This window comes from Klenkia sp. AC732, assembly GCF_979256525.1.
Genome location: NZ_CEEDOS010000005.1, coordinates 119518 through 135538, shown reverse-complemented (window position 1 = coordinate 135538; position 16021 = coordinate 119518). Strand labels below are relative to the sequence as shown.

General features: G+C 75.2%; 14 protein-coding genes. 9 read left to right on the top strand and 5 right to left on the bottom strand.

Going from position 1 to position 16021, the window contains the following annotated elements:
• Positions 1–113 precede the first annotated feature (113 nt).
• Positions 114–545 (bottom strand): GtrA family protein, encoded by a 432-nt coding sequence (locus AC0IVP_RS03920; protein WP_056289053.1) that lies wholly within the window; start codon positions 543–545, stop codon positions 114–116.
• A gap of 119 nt (positions 546–664) precedes the next feature.
• Here AC0IVP_RS03920 and AC0IVP_RS03915 point away from each other — a divergent pair, with 119 nt between their 5' ends.
• Positions 665–1873 carry an ATP-binding protein gene (locus AC0IVP_RS03915; RefSeq protein ID WP_471754709.1) on the top strand — a complete coding sequence of 403 codons (1209 nt, stop codon included), beginning with the start codon at positions 665–667 and terminating at the stop codon, positions 1871–1873.
• Positions 1870–2517, top strand: a complete 648-nt coding sequence (locus AC0IVP_RS03910) for a response regulator (RefSeq protein WP_471754707.1) — start codon at positions 1870–1872, stop codon at positions 2515–2517. The genes AC0IVP_RS03915 and AC0IVP_RS03910 overlap by 4 nt, the downstream gene beginning before the upstream one ends.
• Before the next feature lie 10 nt (positions 2518–2527).
• Here AC0IVP_RS03910 and AC0IVP_RS03905 read toward each other — a convergent pair whose 3' ends face one another.
• Complete coding sequence (locus tag AC0IVP_RS03905) at positions 2528–3262, bottom strand: PIG-L deacetylase family protein (RefSeq protein ID WP_056289047.1); 735 nt, start codon at positions 3260–3262, stop codon at positions 2528–2530.
• Positions 3263–3305: 43 nt separating this feature from the next.
• Positions 3306–3641 carry a chorismate mutase gene (locus tag AC0IVP_RS03900; protein WP_056289044.1) on the bottom strand — a complete coding sequence of 112 codons (336 nt, stop codon included), beginning with the start codon at positions 3639–3641 and terminating at the stop codon, positions 3306–3308.
• A gap of 241 nt (positions 3642–3882) precedes the next feature.
• Here AC0IVP_RS03900 and pcrA point away from each other — a divergent pair, with 241 nt between their 5' ends.
• Positions 3883–6174, top strand: coding sequence for a DNA helicase PcrA (pcrA, locus tag AC0IVP_RS03895; protein ID WP_471754705.1), 2292 nt, complete (start codon positions 3883–3885; stop codon positions 6172–6174).
• 89 nt (positions 6175–6263) lie between these two features.
• Here the strand turns inward: pcrA and AC0IVP_RS03890 are convergent, their stop codons facing one another.
• Entirely contained in the window at positions 6264–7238 is a 975-nt protein-coding gene (locus tag AC0IVP_RS03890) for a M23 family metallopeptidase (protein WP_471754703.1), read from the bottom strand.
• 315 nt (positions 7239–7553) lie between these two features.
• Entirely contained in the window at positions 7554–8495 is a 942-nt protein-coding gene (locus tag AC0IVP_RS03885; RefSeq protein WP_235564374.1) for an alpha/beta fold hydrolase, read from the bottom strand.
• Positions 8496–9009: 514 nt separating this feature from the next.
• Between AC0IVP_RS03885 and AC0IVP_RS03880 the strand changes: the two genes are divergently transcribed.
• The 6 genes from AC0IVP_RS03880 (at position 9010) to purN (ending at position 16002) form a co-directional block, all read left to right on the top strand.
• Positions 9010–9921, top strand: a complete 912-nt coding sequence (locus tag AC0IVP_RS03880) for a hypothetical protein (protein WP_471754701.1) — start codon at positions 9010–9012, stop codon at positions 9919–9921.
• Between the two features lie 96 nt (positions 9922–10017).
• Positions 10018–11181 carry an ADP-forming succinate--CoA ligase subunit beta gene (gene sucC / locus AC0IVP_RS03875; protein WP_056289035.1) on the top strand — a complete coding sequence of 388 codons (1164 nt, stop codon included), beginning with the start codon at positions 10018–10020 and terminating at the stop codon, positions 11179–11181.
• Between the two features lie 34 nt (positions 11182–11215).
• A complete protein-coding gene (gene sucD, locus AC0IVP_RS03870) occupies positions 11216–12094 on the top strand; it encodes a succinate--CoA ligase subunit alpha (protein ID WP_056289031.1) in 879 nt (292 codons plus the stop codon).
• Between the two features lie 261 nt (positions 12095–12355).
• On the top strand, positions 12356–13945 hold the full coding sequence (locus AC0IVP_RS03865; RefSeq protein WP_471754699.1) for a hypothetical protein: 1590 nt from the start codon (positions 12356–12358) through the stop codon (positions 13943–13945).
• Positions 13946–14152: 207 nt separating this feature from the next.
• The gene (locus AC0IVP_RS03860) at positions 14153–15355 is read left to right on the top strand and encodes a cell division protein PerM (RefSeq protein WP_471754697.1); all 1203 of its coding nucleotides are present in this window, start codon (positions 14153–14155) and stop codon (positions 15353–15355) included.
• A 41-nt stretch (positions 15356–15396) separates the two neighbouring features.
• Complete coding sequence (purN, locus tag AC0IVP_RS03855) at positions 15397–16002, top strand: phosphoribosylglycinamide formyltransferase (RefSeq protein ID WP_056289021.1); 606 nt, start codon at positions 15397–15399, stop codon at positions 16000–16002.
• Positions 16003–16021 lie beyond the last annotated feature (19 nt).

Genomic DNA, 16021 nt, shown 5'->3' with positions numbered 1-16021 from the left:
CGGGGGCCGCAGCCGCACCGACAAGGTGCTCGTCATGGGGACCAGCCTGCCGACGGGAGGGGGCCCCGCACCATCGGGGAACCCCCGGACCCGACCCTGGTCTCTCCCGGTGGTCAGGCGCGGGTCGGGGTGGGGGACAGCACCCGGCGCAGCACCAGGAACCGGGCCAGCCCCACGGCCGTCGTGACCCCCAGCAGCACCGCGAGTGCGGCCGCGGCCGACGCGCCCGGGGCCCAGGTCTCCCACAGGGCCAGGGCCGAGCTGCTGGCGGCCAGGCCGACCAGGGCCACCCCGCCACCGGTCCACTGCGCCCGCCACCACGTCGTCCGGCCGCCGGCGTGGAAGGTGACCCGGCGGTGCAGCTCGTTGGCCAGCACGGTCCCCACCGCGGTGGCGAGCAGGTTCGCGGCCTGACTGCCGCCGGCGAGCAGGAACACCGCGGACTGCACCAGCGTGGCGGTGCCACCGGAGGCGGCGAAGCGGGCCAGCGGCGCCGGTCCGGCGGGCGCGGACCACAACGCCAGGGCCAGACCGTGGAGGGACACGTCCCGACCCTGCGCGCCCGCGGCGCCCGGCGGAACCGGGGGACACCCTGGTCCTGCCCCGGGTGGACACAGGGTGTCACCGGGTGTGGCGCGGCCGTCGCCGGTGACACGATGATCACGTGACCGACCCGGGGACGACGACGCGGCCGCCGGCCGCCGCCGTCCTCCCGGCCCGGCCGCCGCTGCTGCGCCCGCGCTCGGGCCGGCTGCTCGGCGGGGTGGCCGCCGGTACCGCGGACCACCTGCGGCTGGACCCGGTGCTGGTGCGGGTCGCCTTCGGGCTGCTGGCGGTCGGGGGCATCGGCGTCATCGCCTACGCCCTGCTGTGGCTGTCGATGAAGGCCGCCCCGGCGGACTCCGAGCGGCCGCCGGCGGCGGACGCGCCGAGCCGGCGGCAGCTGGTCGGCGTGGTGCTCCTCGGTGTCGTCGCCGTCGTGCTGACCAGCCAGCTGTCCAGCTGGGGCCGCGGCGACGTCCTCGTGCCGCTGCTGCTGGCCGGGGTCGGGCTGGCGGTCATCTGGTACCAGCTGGACACCGAGCGCACCCTGGCCCGCTCCACCGCCCGCTGGGGGCTGGTCGTCGGGGTGCTGCTGGGCGTGGGTGGGGTCGTGCTGCTGCTGGCCACCACCGGGCAGCTGGTCAACGCCCGCAACGGCTTCGCCGCGACCCTGGTGGTGCTGGTCGGCATCGGGCTGGCCACCGCACCGCTGTGGCGCCGGCTGCTGGACTCCCGCGCCGAGGAGCGGGCCGCCCGGATCCGCTCGGAGGAGCGCGCCGCGGTCGCCGCCCACCTGCACGACTCGGTGCTGCAGACGCTGGCGCTGGTGCAGCGGCACGCCGCCGACCCCACCCAGGTGGCCCGGCTGGCCCGCAGCCAGGAACGCGAGCTGCGCAGCTGGCTGTACGCCCCACAGGTCGCCACCGGCGGCACCTGGGCAGGTCTGGTGGAGCGGCTGGTGGCCGAGGTCGAGGCCGACCACGTGGTCACCGTCGACCCGGTCGTCGTCGGCGACCTGCCGGTGGACGACGCCGTCGCCGCGCTGGGCCAGGCCGCCCGGGAGGCGGTGGTCAACGCCGCCAAGCACTCGGGCTCCACCGAGGTGGCGCTCTACACCGAGGTCACCGCGTCGGCGGTGACCGTGTTCGTCCGGGACCGCGGGACCGGGTTCGACCCGACCCGGGTGCCGCTGGACCGGCGCGGCCTGCGGGACTCCGTGGTCGGCCGCCTGCAGCGCGTCGGCGGGACCGCCGTCGTGCACTCCGACCCCGGGGAGGGCACCGAGGTGGAACTGACCCTGCCGCGCAGCGAGCGAGGAGCGTCGTCGTGACCCGTGTCTTCCTGGTCGACGACCACTCGATGGTCCGGTCCGGCGTGCGCGCCGAACTGGGCGACGCCGTCGAGGTGGTCGGTGAGGCCGCCGACGTCGCCGGTGCGGTCGCCGGGGTCCGCGAGACCCGGCCCGACGTCGTGCTGCTGGACGTGCACCTGCCCGGCGGGGGAGGGCGTGCGGTCCTGGAGCAGCTGCGCCCGGAGCTGCCCGACGTCCGGTGGCTGGCGCTGTCGGTGTCCGACGCCGCCGAGGACGTCATCGCCGTCATCCGGGCCGGCGCCCGCGGGTACGTCACCAAGACCATCTCCGGGCCGGACCTGCGCGACGCCGTCTCCCGGGTCGCCGAGGGCGACGTGGTGTTCTCCCCGCGGCTGGCCGGCTTCGTCCTGGACGCCTTCGCCGCCGGACCGGCCGCCCCCGCGCCCGAGCCCGACGTCGACCCCGGTCTGGACCTGCTCTCGGCCCGCGAGCGCGAGGTGATGCAGCTGCTGGCCCGGGGCTACACCTACCGGGAGATCGGCCAGCGGCTGTTCATCTCGGTCAAGACGGTGGAGTCGCACGCCTCGAACGTGCTGCGCAAGCTGCAGCTGTCCAACCGCAACGAGCTGACCCGCTGGGCGGCGACGAACCGCCTGCTCTGAGCGGTGCCGCCTAGGCGGTGTGCACGACCTGGAAGGCCTCGGCCAGCCGGCCCTCGGGCAGGCCGTGGGTGCGGGCGGTCTGGGCCATCCAGCCGGTGACGAACTGGCGCAGCTGGCCCTCGGGCTGGTGCGCGACCTGGGTGACGTGGGACTCCAGCGCGGCGAACTTCTGCTCGACCACGTCGGTGACGTCGACGGCGTGGTCGGCCCGCGGGCTGGCACCCAGCCACACCTCGTCCACCGTCCAGGCCTCCAGGCCCTCCTCCGCCAGCAGCTCCGGGTGGGCGAAGGGGTTGCGTGCGTCGGGGTAGACCGCGCGCAGCGTGGACTCCCCGGCCGTCATGTGGTCGGGGTGGCTGGCCCCGATGCGGTCGTACATGCGCTCCGGGGACGACGTCAGCACCCGCTGCGGGCGGACCTGGCGGATCACCCGGCTGATGTCGCGGCGCAGGTCCAGGGTCAGCTCCAGCCGGCCGTCGGGGTAGCCCAGGAACCGGACGTCGGTGACGCCGACCGCCGCGGCCGCCGCGCGCTGCTCGGCCTGGCGCAGCAGCGGCATCTGCTCCCGCGGGGTGTCGTCGAAACCGCCGGCGTCGCCGTTCGTGACGATGCAGTAGACGACCTCGGTGCCGGCCGCCGTCCAGGTGGCGACGGTGCCGGCGCTGCCGAAGTCGACGTCGTCGGGGTGGGCCAGGACGCAGAGGACCCGGTCGACGTGGGCGGCGGGCTGCTTCGGCTGGGTCACAGACCGTGGAAGCCCGCCACGGGCCGGGGTGTTCCCCGCGGGCTCAGAGGGCGCCGCGCCCGCGGCGCAGCAGCATCATGCCCAGCGTCGTCCCGTCGGCCGGCCCGAGCGCGGCGGAGAAGGTGGCCAGCACGGCCTGCTCACGGGCCAGCGACAGGCGGGTCCCGCCTGCGGCCCGGCGCAGCTGCCCGATCTCGCGGGACACCTCCAGCCGGCGCTGCACCGCGGCGATGATCGCGGCGTCGCAGGCGTCGATCTCGGCCCGCAGCTCGGCGATCCGTTCGGCCGGGGCGGTGGGCTCGGGGCCGGTGCTGCCGGTGCTGCCCTCGGGGGCGCTGGACGGGGTGCTCGGCACGGTGTTCTCCACGGTGGTGCTCATGTCGGTCCTCCAGGTGGGGGAGGCCCATGCGCCCCGGACACAGAAGAGCCCCGGGCGCATCGGGCCCGGGGCTGTGTCGGTGAGCGGCTAGCTCGGCGAGACGGCGACCGGATCCCGGTGGCCGTAGGCGAACTCTCGCTGGCTGAGCACGTGTGGAGTCTGACACAGGCCCCTGGAGGAGGGCCAGACCCGTCCACAGCGCCCGGTCGGTGTCGGAGGTCCGGCCTACGATGGGAGGGACATGAGCAGCCCCCAGACCTCCCTGCCCGGGACCGCCGCCCTGCCCCGTCAGCCCCGCGGGCAGGTGGGCCGGGAGCTGGAGCGGATGCTCGCCGGGCTCAACGGCCCCCAGCGCGAGGCGACCGTCCACGAGGGCTCGCCGCTGCTCATCGTGGCCGGCGCCGGCTCGGGCAAGACCCGGGTGCTGACCCACCGGATCGCCTACCTGCTGGGCGCCCGCGGGGCCACGCCCGGGGAGATCATGGCGATCACCTTCACCAACAAGGCCGCCGGTGAGATGAAGGAGCGCGTCGCCCAGCTCGTCGGGCCCCGCGCCCGGGCGATGTGGGTGTCGACGTTCCACTCGATGTGCGTACGCATCCTGCGGGCCGAGGCCGCCAAGCTGCAGATGAAGACCAGCTTCACCATCTACGACCAGGGCGACTCGGTCCGGCTGATGACGATGGTGGCCCGGGACCTGGAGCTCGACGCCAAGCGCTACCCCGGCCGCAGCCTGGCCGCGCAGATCTCGAACCTGAAGAACGAGCTGGTCGACGAGGAGTCCTTCGCCCCGGTCACCCCGCCGGAGAAGGTCCTGGCCGACGTCTACAAGCTCTACCAGCGGCGGCTGCGCGAGGCCCACGCGATGGACTTCGACGACCTGATCATGACCACGGTCAACCTCTTCCGGGCCTTCCCCGACGTCGCCGAGCACTACCGCCGCCGCTTCCGGCACGTACTGGTCGACGAGTACCAGGACACCAACCACGCCCAGTACGCGCTGGTCCGGGAGATCGTCGGCTACGGCGACAGCCCGGTGCCCCCCGCGGAGCTGTGCGTCGTCGGTGACGCCGACCAGTCGATCTACGCCTTCCGGGGCGCGACGATCCGCAACATCGACGAGTTCGAGCGCGACTACCCCGACGCCACCACGATCGTGCTGGAGCAGAACTACCGCTCGACCCAGCGCATCCTCAAGGCCGCCAACCAGGTCATCTCCCGCAACACCGCGCGGCGGCCCAAGAACCTGTGGTCCGACGCCGGGGACGGCGAGCTCATCGAGGGCTACGTCGGGGAGAACGAGCACGACGAGGCCGCCTGGGTCGCCGAGCAGATCGACGCCCTGGTCGACGAGGGCAAGGCCAAGCCGCGCGACATCGCGGTCTTCTACCGGACCAACAACGCCTCCCGCGTGTTCGAGGAGGTGTTCATCCGGGTCGGCATGCCCTACAAGGTCGTGGGCGGGGTGCGCTTCTACGAGCGCAAGGAGGTCCGGGACGCCCTGGCCTACCTGAAGGTCGTCAGCAACCCCACCGACGTGGTCAGCCTGCGCCGGGTGCTCAACACCCCCAAGCGCGGCATCGGCGACCGCGCCGAGGCCGCGGTGGAGCAGCTCGCCGACCGGGAGCGGATCGCCTTCGCCACCGCGCTGCGGCGGGCCGCGGACGCCCCCGGTCTGGCCACCCGGTCGCTGAAGGCGATCCAGGAGTTCGTGTCGCTGCTGGAGGAGTTCGAGCACCTGCTCGCCACCGGCTCGGGCCCCAGCGCACTGTTGGAGTCGATCCTGGATCGCAGCGGCCTGCTCTCGGAGCTGGAGTCCTCCACCGACCCGCAGGACGAGGGCCGGGTGGACAACCTGCACGAGCTGGTCAGCGTCGCCGCCGAGTTCGAGGTGGTGAACCCCGAGGGCACGGTCACCGACTTCCTCGAGCAGGTCTCCCTGGTCGCCGACGCCGACCAGATCCCGGTCACCGGGGACGACGCCGGGGTGGTCACGATGATGACCCTGCACACCGCCAAGGGCCTGGAGTTCCCGGTGGTCTTCGTGACCGCCTGGGAGGACGGCGTCTTCCCGCACCTGCGTGCGCTGGGCGACCCCAAGGAGCTCGAGGAGGAGCGCCGGCTGGCCTACGTCGGTATCACCCGTGCCCGCGAGCGGCTGTTCCTGTCCCGTGCTACGGTGCGCACCAGCTGGGGGCAGCCGGCGTACAACCCGCCGTCCCGGTTCCTCGACGAGCTGCCCGAGGACACCGTGCACTGGACCGGCATCGACCCCAAGCCCAGCGCGCAGTACGGCTCCGCGCAGCAGCGGGTGGCCTCGACGGGGCTGTCCACCGGCGGCCTGCGCGGTGGGCTGGGCAACCGCAAGGTGATCAGCGTCGACGTCGGCGACCGGGTCAGCCACGACGCGTTCGGGCTGGGCACCGTCGTCGAGGTGACCGGTGCGGCCGACAAGGCCCAGGCCACCGTGGACTTCGGATCCAGTGGCACCAAGCGCCTGGTGCTCCGGTACGCACCCCTCGTCAAGCTGTAGGGCGTCAGGCTCCGGCACCCTGAAGCCACGGACGCCACCGGGCGGTCACCCACGAGGGGTGACCGCCCGGTGGCGTCTGTGGCTGGGGTTCAGCCGATCTCGATGCCCCGCTCCGCCAGCCACTCCTGCGGGTCCGTGGGACGGCCCGTCATGGAGCCCAGGTGGATCTCGAAGTGCAGGTGCGGCCCGGTGGACTGGCCCTCGCTGCCGACCTTGGCGATCAGGTCACCGGCGGAGACGACGTCCCCGGCCTCGACGTAGAGGTAGCGCATGTGGCCGTAGATCTCGACGTTGCCGTCGGCGTCCTGGATGTAGATGGCGTTGCCGTAGCCGCTGGCCGGGCCCGAGCGCAGGACGACCCCGTCGGCCGCGGCGAGGATCGGGGTGCCCAGCGGGGCGGCCAGGTCCACGCCCCAGTGCATGGTGCCCCAGCGCATGCAGAAGCAGGTGCTCATCCGGCCCTCGGTGGGCAACACGAAGTCCGGTTCGCGCTCGGCGCGGGAGGCGGCCAGGGCGTCGAGGCGGGCTGCGGCCTCGGCGGCGGTGATCTCCCGGCGCGCCGAGACGTCGTCCATGCCGCCGGCGAAGTTGGCGTCCTCGGCGCTGAGGCCGTAGTCGCCGGCCGCGGCGACGGGCGCCGGGGCGGCGGCGCGCGAGCCGATCCCCCCGGGGAGCGCGGCGATGACGGCACCGACCACGAGGGCCACCAGCAGCAGCGGGGCGCGGCGTCCGGGCGGGGGGGGGTGGGAACGGCGGCGGGCCGGGCCGCTCGCCCCGGCGGCGGTGCCGGCGGGCTCGGTGGCGCGTCGGCCGTCCCCGGCCGGGGTGGCCTGCAGGACCCGGGCTACCGACAGGTCGGTGTCGGTGTCGCGGGCGGTGTCGCGGCCGGTGGTGCGGGCGCCGGTGTCGGTCGGGTCGGTGCCCCGGGGGCGCGGGACGCGCGGCGTGCCGGGGTCGGTCAGCGGGCGGTCGAGCAGCCCGACGGGTCCTCCGGCGGGGTCGCCGACCAGGGGTTCGACCGCGGTCCGGTCCCGGACCGGGCGGCCGGGCCGGGTGCGGCCCACCAGCTCACGTTGGCGCGACAAACGGGCACCTTCTCCAGACGTCGTCCGCACCGGGGGAGCGGGTGCACCCCACCGTGGCGGGCGGGGTGCGGGGCGTTCGACGTCGTGTCAGTTGGTACGTCAGGGGTCCGACGTGCGCCGGCAGGGGTTGCCGACGGCGTGATCGCATTGTGACCACCGGTGAGTGCCGAGGTCCCGGAGGCGCGCGGCGTGTCGCCGAGTCGACCTCAGGTCACGCTCGGTGACCGGGTCGGCGGGCCGGGGCGCAACCCGGGGTGACCTGCGGGGTCGTGCGGCGGGCGGGCGACCGCGGTGTCAGGCGACCGCGGTGTCGGACGGCTCACGGTCGACCGACCGGTGACCGGCGAACGTCGCCGCCACCTCCTCCACCACGCCCCGGTGGATGGGCAGCGACATGTGCCCCACGCCGCGGACGAGCACGTTGCGGGCGCGCAGGTCGGGGTGGTCCACCCGCCCTGAGGACGAGGGCACGACCAGCTGGTCCAGGTCGCTGTACACCGCGGTGATCGGCGTGTGCCGGCCGGGCGCGGGCAGCTGGAGCTCCTGGACCAGGGCTGACCCGGGCCGCAGCTGCCTGGCCAGCGGGATGGGCAGCGCGTGTGCCCACAGCGACCCGCTGTGCGGGGACCCGAGCGTGACCAGGGACCGGACCCGGCTGTCGTCCAGCCGCTGCACCAGGTACCGGGCGACCAGGCCGCCCAGGCTGTGCCCGACGACGTTGACCCGGTCGTGGCCGGTCTCCCGGCACACCTGCTCGAGGTGCGCGCCGAGCTGGTCGGCGGCCTCGCGTACGTCCTGCACCAGCGGGCTGTAGTCCCAGGTGCCGACGCAGGAGAAGCCGCGGCGACGCAGGCCACGTCGCATGACGGTGAAGACCGAGCGGTTGTCGACCATGCCGTGCACCAGGACGACGGGCACCCGGGCGGCCAGCGGGTCCTCGGCGAAGAAGGCCCGGACGGCGGGTGGCTGCCACTCCGGGCGCACCGCGGCGTCGGGTTCGCGCTGCTGCGTCCGGGTGCCCAGGGGCCACAGCAGGGCGTGCGCGCCGACCCAGGCCAGCTCGGTCAGCCCGCCGGTGACGGTGGCGGGGGTGCACAGCGACCGCAGGGCGCGGGCGGCGCCGGCCACGGTCGCGACGGCGGACCCGCCGACGCCCCCGTTCGGCGGCTCGGACCCGCTGTCGTGCCAGGCTGGGGACGGACCGGCGGTGTTGGCTGCCACGTGCAGGGTGGTCACGTGCGCCTCCTCGGTCCGGGTGGGCCCGCGGGGTGGGCCGGCGCCCGCACGGGTGTGTCGGAGCCCACTCGTCCTGCCCCGTTCACGACACGGTAATGCCCGCGTGTGCCGAGCGTCACACACCGGGGTGCGACACGATCACGGTCCGGTCACGACCGGACGGCCCGCCCACCAGCACGGACTCGCCGCAGGTCGGCCCCGGAGACGGGCACCGCGGCGGCGCCGGCCACCCAGGCCACCCGACGACCCACAGCGACACCGAGGAGGGACCCGCGTGGCACAGCGCGAGCCAGGAGACCGGTCCACCGGGGCCCCGAGCGGCACCGGCGGTCGCACCCGCGGCGCACGCACGACGGTTGGCGCGGCCTCGGCACGGCGGTCCGGGGCGAGGCCCGCGGACGCGCCACGGACCGCTGCCGAGCGGCGCGCCGCCCGGGCCCGCGCCGTCGCCGACAGCGGTGCGCCGGAGACGCTGGTCCTCGGCGACGTGCCCGTGCTCGCCAGGGTCGCGGGGGTGGCGCTCGCGCTGGCCGGACTGGTGGGTGCCGCCGCGACCCTGCCCACCTACCTGGTGGTCGGCGGTCGCGAGCTGTCTCTCGCCACCGGTCCCTTCGACGTGCTCGTCGCGCTGGTCGCCCCGCTGGTGGCCGTCGCCGTGGGGGTCGGCCTCGCACTGGGCCGGGTCCCGCGCTTCGGGCTGGCCTACACGGCCGTCGCCGGGTCCCTCGCCGTCGGACGACTGCTCATCGAGCTCCACCAGGGGAGCGCCTCGACCAGTCGGGCCGGGACCGAGGTGCTGGCCGGCGACCTGGTCGTGACCTCCTCGGTCGAGACCGCCGCGGGCTGGACGCTCGGCGTGGTGGCCCTCGGGCTCACCGTGCTGGCCGGCGTCCTGGCCCTGGCCGCGTGGGGCCGCACCGTCATGGAGGACGCCGGCACCCTGGACCCGCTGCGCCCGGTGCTCGCCGGCAGCGCGGTGCTCCTGGGTGTCGGCGCCGTGCTGTGCCTCGCCCTGCCCGCCGCCGACGTCCCCGACCGGCTGGTCACCGATCCCGCCACCGGACTGGTCACCGTGGTCTCGGCCGAGGGGCCCCGGGCGCTGCTCGAGCGGCCCGGCCTGGCCCTGCTCGGCGGGCTGCTGCTGGCCGGGGCGCTGCTGCTGTCCGCCGTCGTCGCGCCCTCGCTGCGACCCAGGCTCGGCGCTGTCGGCGGGTTGCTCGCCGTCGCCGTCGCCGTGCTGGCGGCCGGTCTGGCGGGCTGGCGCGACGCGCTGCACTCCGATGCCCTGGACTGGACCGTCCCCGGGATCGGCCTGCTGGTCGTCGGCCTGCTGGCGCTGGGGCTCACCGCGCTCGCCTCGCGCTGGCGGCCGGCCCCCGTCCGGCCCGGTGACGACGACCCCGCCGAGCGTTTCGTGCCCCGCTGACCGGCTGCGACCAGGTGCCCCGGACCCTGTGATGCCGCGCACTGTGCGTCCGACGTCATCGGCAGGCACGTGCCGGTCGCGTTACGGTCCCTCTTCGTGGATCTCTTCGAGTACCAGGCCCGTGACATGTTCGCAGCGCACGGCGTCCCCGTGCTCCCCGGCGGCGTAGCCGAGACCCCTGAGCAGGCCGAGGCCATCGCCCGCGACATCGCGGGCCAGGTCGTCGTCAAGGCCCAGGTCAAGGTCGGCGGCCGGGGCAAGGCCGGAGGCGTCAAGCTCGCCGACAACCCCGAGGAGGCCAAGGCCCGTGCCACGGACATCCTCGGCCTCGACATCAAGGGCCACGTCACCCGCAAGGTGATGGTCGCCCAGGCCAGCGACATCGCGGAGGAGTACTACTTCTCCTACCTGCTCGACCGCTCCAACCGCACCTTCCTGGCCATGGCCTCCGTCGAGGGCGGCATGGAGATCGAGGAGATCGCGGTGACCAAGCCCGAGGCGCTGGCCCGCATCCCCGTCGACGCCACCGTGGGCGTGGACCGTGCCAAGGCCGAGGAGATCGTCGACGCGGCGGCCTTCCCCGCCGAGGTCCGTGACCAGGTCATCGAGATCGCCATCAAGCTCTGGGACGTGTTCTCCAAGGAGGACGCCACCCTGGTCGAGGTCAACCCGCTCGCCAAGGCGCCCGACGGCACCGTCCTGGCCCTGGACGGCAAGGTCACCCTCGACGAGAACGCCGCCTTCCGGCAGCCCGGGCACGACGCCCTCGAGGACGCCGCGGCCGCCGACCCGCTCGAGGCCGCCGCGAAGGAGAAGGGCCTCAACTACGTCAAGCTCGAGGGCGAGGTCGGGATCATCGGCAACGGTGCCGGCCTGGTCATGAGCACCCTGGACGTCGTCGCCTACGCCGGCGAGGAGTTCGGTGGGGTCCGCCCGGCCAACTTCCTCGACATCGGCGGCGGCGCCTCCGCGCAGGTCATGGCCGACGGCCTGGGGATCATCCTCGGCGACGCCGCGGTCAAGAGCGTCTTCGTCAACGTCTTCGGCGGCATCACCTCCTGCGACGCCGTGGCCAACGGCATCGTCTCCGCGCTGGAGATCCTCGGCGACGAGGCCACCAAGCCCCTCGTCGTCCGGCTCGACGGCAACAACGTCGAGGAGGGCCGTCGGATCCTCGCCGAGGCCGCCCACCCGCTGGTCACCGTGGTCGACACCATGGACGGCGCCGCCCGCCGGGCCGCCGAGCTCGCCGCCGCCTGATCCCGACCTGCTGACCCCGAAGGACTTTTCGAACATGAGCATCTTCCTCACCGAGAACAGCAAGGTCATCGTCCAGGGCATCACGGGCTCGGAGGGCCGCAAGCACACCCAGCGCATGCTGGCCTCCGGCACCGCGGTCGTCGGCGGCGTCAACCCCTCCAAGGCCGGCCAGACCGTCGACTTCGACGGCACCTCCGTGCCGGTCTTCGGCTCCGTCGCCGAGGCCATGAAGGAGACCGGGGCCGACGTCACCGTCGTCTTCGTGCCGCCGAAGTTCGCCAAGGGCGCCGTCACCGAGGCCATCGACGCCGGCATCGGCCTGTGCGTCGTCATCACCGAGGGCATCCCGGTCAAGGACTCGACCGAGTTCTGGGCCTACGCCCAGGGCAAGAGCACCCGGATCATCGGGCCCAACTGCCCCGGCCTGATCAGCCCCGGCCGCTCCAACGCCGGCATCATCCCGGCCGACATCACCCAGGCCGGCAAGATCGGGCTGGTCTCCAAGTCCGGCACGCTGACCTACCAGATGATGTACGAGCTGCGGGACATCGGCTTCTCCACCGCCATCGGCATCGGCGGCGACCCGGTCATCGGCACCACGCACATCGACGCGCTGCAGGCCTTCCAGGACGACCCGGAGACCGAGGCCATCGTGATGATCGGTGAGATCGGTGGCGACGCCGAGGAGCGCGCGGCCGAGTTCATCAAGGCCCACGTCACCAAGCCCGTCGTCGGCTACGTCGCGGGCTTCACCGCCCCCGAGGGCAAGACCATGGGCCACGCCGGCGCCATCGTGTCCGGCTCGGCCGGCACCGCGCAGGCCAAGCAGGAGGCCCTCGAGGCCGCGGGCGTCAAGGTCGGCAAGACCCCGTCCGAGGCCGCCCGCCTGATGCGCGAGCTGCTCGGGGCCTGAACGAGGACCCCGTCGCCCCCAGGACACGCTGCGCGCGTCCCGGGGCCCTGCGACGGGACCGTTCCAGCACGTCACCGGCTGCCCGGCACCCCCTTCGTGGGGTGCCGGGCAGCGGTGCGTGTGGCCGCGGGAGCCCCCGACCCGGTCGGGTGGGACGCGCGCGCCGCGTTTGCATCGGCACGGCGGGGTCGAGACCATGCGCGGAGGAAGATCGACACGGCACCGTGTCGAGTCCCGCCACACCTCAGGAGAATCCGCGCGATGACGACCAGTGGACCCGACCAGACACCGGGTGGTCCCGGGCAGCAGGGTCCGTCCGGGTACGGCGCCCCGCAGGCCCAGCAGCCCGGCGGCTGGGACCAGCCCGGGCAGGGCCGGTCCCCGCAGGGCGACTCCCCGCAGAGCCAGTCACCCCAGAGCCAGTCACCGCAGGGCCAGCCCGGCTGGTCCCAGCCCGGCGGCCAGCCGTCCGGCGGGTGGGCGCCGTCCCAGCCGCAGCAGGGCCAGCCGCAGCAGGGCCAGCCGGGACAGGGGCCCGCCGCCTACGGTCAGCCGCCCTACGGGCAGTCCTCGTACGGCCAGTCGCAGCAGGGTCAGCAGCAGGGGCCGCAGCAGGGATCAGGCGGTTGGGGCCAGCCCCAGGGCCAGCCGCCCTACGGGCAGCAGGTGGCCGGCGCTCCCGGGCAGTCCGCGGGGGCCGGGTTCGACCTCAAGAAGCTGAAGCTCGCCGACTACGTGGTCGGCGGTGCCGCGATCGTCTACCTGATCGCCGCGCTGTTCCCCTGGTACTCCTTCTCCTTCGGGTACTCCTTCAACGGCTTCGACTCCGGGCTGGTCGTCTTCGCCTTCGTCCTGCTGCTCGTCGCCGCGGTGTGGGCGTTGCTCCCGGCCGTCATCGACCTCGCCGTGCCCTTCCCGCGCGGGTTCGTGACCGTGGGTCTCACCGGGCTGGCGTTCCTGCTGACCCTGGTCGAGTGGATCAGCACCTTCGAGGTCGGCTTCAGCTTCTTCGCGCTGCTGGCCTTCCTGGTCTCCGGTGCTGCGCTGGCCTTCGCCGTGCTGGGGCTGCTCCCGGAGCTGAAGAACCGGCCGCAGCTGTCGGGCGGCCTGGCCAACGCCTCCCAGTGGGCCAACCAGCCCGCACCGCAGTTCGGCCAGCAGGGCCACGGTCCGCAGGGCCAGCAGGGCTACGGCCAGCAGGGCCAGCAGGGCTACGGCCAGCAGGGCCAGCAGGGCCAGCAGGGCCAGCAGGGCCAGCAGGGCCAGCAGGGCCAGCAGGGCCAGCAGGGCCAGCAGGGCTACGGCCAGCAGGCCCAGCAGGGCTACGGCCAGCAGAGCTTCGGCCAGCAGGGTCCCGCCCCCCAGGGGTACGGCCAGCAGGCTCAGCAGGCCTCCGACCAGCAGTCATCGGCCCAGCAGGGTCACGGCCAGCAGGCCCCGGGCCAGCAGACACCGGGCCAGCAGTCCTACGGGCAGTCCTCGTACGGGCAGCAGTCCCACGGGCAGCCGGGCCAGCCGTCGCAGCCCTACGGTCAGCAGACCCCGCCGGCCGGCTACGGCCAGCCCTCCGCCGGCTACGGCCAGCCCTCCGCCGGCTACGGCCAGCCCTCCGCGGGCTGGGGGCAGCCCGGCGCCGAGCAGGGTCCCGGCACGCCGTCCGGGCAGCAGGGCGGGTGGGCGCAGCCCGCGGGCCAGCCCCCGGCCCCGCCGACCTACGCCGCCCCGTCGACCCCGCCGCCGCCGCCCGCGAGCAGCGGGAGCACCGGCAGCACCAGTGCCTCGGCCGTTCCCTCCGGGGACGCCGACCGCGACGGGTCCGACCCGGACCGCCCGCGGCCCAGCGAGAGCTGACCGGCCGGGCCCTGTGCCCCGACCGCCACCCGCACGACCAGAGACCCGCCCCGGCGCCTGCCGGGGCGGGTCTCCGCCGTCCGGCGCACCCGTCCCGACCCCACCACCCACCCGTCGGGGGTGACCGATCCGTCACCGACGCCGCGAAGTCCCGGCCGACGGCGCGTGCACCACCCACGAGGCCGCCGCACTTGGGACAGTGGAGGGGTGACCTCCCTGCTCGCCCGACTCCCCGGCCGGGGTCCGTCGGCGCGGGACGGCGGTGGCCGTCGGGCCGTCCACCCCGCCGGGCTCGCCGCGCTGACCGCACTGGCCGTCCCGGTCGTCGGGGTGCTGGGCCTGGCCCTGGCGCTGGTCGTGGTGGCCGCGCTGGACCCCGACGGCGGGCTGTCGCTGGGGGAGAACGCCCGGCTGGCCGGCCAGCTCTGGCTGCTCGCCCAGGGCGCGCAGCTGGACCTGGCGTCCGGTCCGCTGGCGATCGCCCCGCTGCTGCTCACCCTCGGCGCGGCGTGGGGGCTCTCCCGGGCCGTCCGGTCGGTGGTCGCCGGGGCCGACCTGCGGGACGCCCGCCCGGTCGGCCAGGTGCTCGCCGCCGTCGTCGTCGTCCACCTCGCCGGGACCGCTGCGCTCGCAGCCCTGGTCGACACCCCCGGGGCGCGGGTGGCCCTGGTGCCGGTGCTCACCGGCGCGCTGCTGCTCGTGCTGGCCGCTGGCGGCTGGGGAGCGCTCCGGGAGTCCGGTCTCGCGGGGGCGCTGGCCGACCGCGTGCCCGGTCCGGCCCGCGCGCTGGCGCGGGGCGCCCTCGCGGGGCTGCTGACCCTGCTCGCGCTGGCCCTCGTCGTCGTCGCGGTGGCCCTGGCCAGTGACGCCCGCGGCGCTGCCGCCCTGGCCACCGGGCTGGGCGGCGCCGGTGCCGGCGCGGTCGGCCTGCTGGGGCTGGGTGCCCTGCTGCTGCCCAACGCCGCCGCCGCCGTGCTCGGCCTGGCAGCCGGCCCCGGCTTCCTCGTGGGCGCCGGGACCCTGGTGTCCACCGGCGGCGTCACCCTGGGGGCGGTGCCCGCACTCCCGCTGCTGGCCGCGCTGCCCGACACCCAGGCCGTCCCGCTGCTGGCCTTCCTCTCCCAGGCGCTGCCCGTGCTGGCCGGCCTGGTCACCGGGGTGGCCCTGGCCCGCCGGCTGACCCTCGTCGACGGCGGTGCGCTGACCGCCGCGCTGTGGGGCGTCGTCGCCGGCGTCGGGGTGGGTGTGCTCGCCGGTCTGGTCGTGGCCGCCGGTTCGGGGCAGCTCGGGGACGGCGGTCTGGCCGAGGTCGGCGCACCCCCGCTGGCCACCGGACTGGCGATCGCCGCACAGGCCGGCCTCGCCGCCGCGGTGTCGGCCGCCGTCACCCGCTGGCGCCGGAGCAGCTGACCGGTCGGCGGCCCGCCCGCGCGGCGGTAGGGTCCCTGCACGTGCCGGTCGACCGCGAGCCCCCCGCCCGGGTGGTCGTGCTGGTCTCGGGGGTCGGGTCGCTGTGCCTGGCCCTGCTGCAGGCCCAGGCCGGTCCCGGCGAGGAGCCCGGCCCCTTCACGGTCGTGGCCGTCGGCGCCGACCGCGAGGCCGCCGGGCTGGCCGCCCCCCGCGAGCGCGGGCTGCCGACCTTCGTCGTCCGGCCCGCCGACCACCCCGACCGGGCCGCCTGGGACGACGCGCTGGCCCGCGAACTGGCCGCCCACCGGCCCGACCTGGTCGTCTGCGCCGGGTTCATGCGGCTGCTGGGCCCCGCCGTGCTCGCCGCCTTCGGTGGCCGGCTCGTGAACAGCCACCCCTCGCTGCTGCCCGCCTTCCCGGGTGCGCACGCCGTCCGCGACGCCCTGGCAGCCGGTGTCCCGGTGACCGGCGCGACCGTGCACCTGGTCGACGCCGGCCTGGACACCGGACCGGTGCTCGCCCAGGCGCCGGTCCCCGTCCTCGCCGGGGACGACGAGGCCCGGCTGCACGAGCGGGTCAAGGCCGTCGAGCGCGAGCTCCTCGTGGACACCGTCACCTCCCTGACCACCCGCACCGCACAGCCGTGACCGCACCCCCGACCAGGAA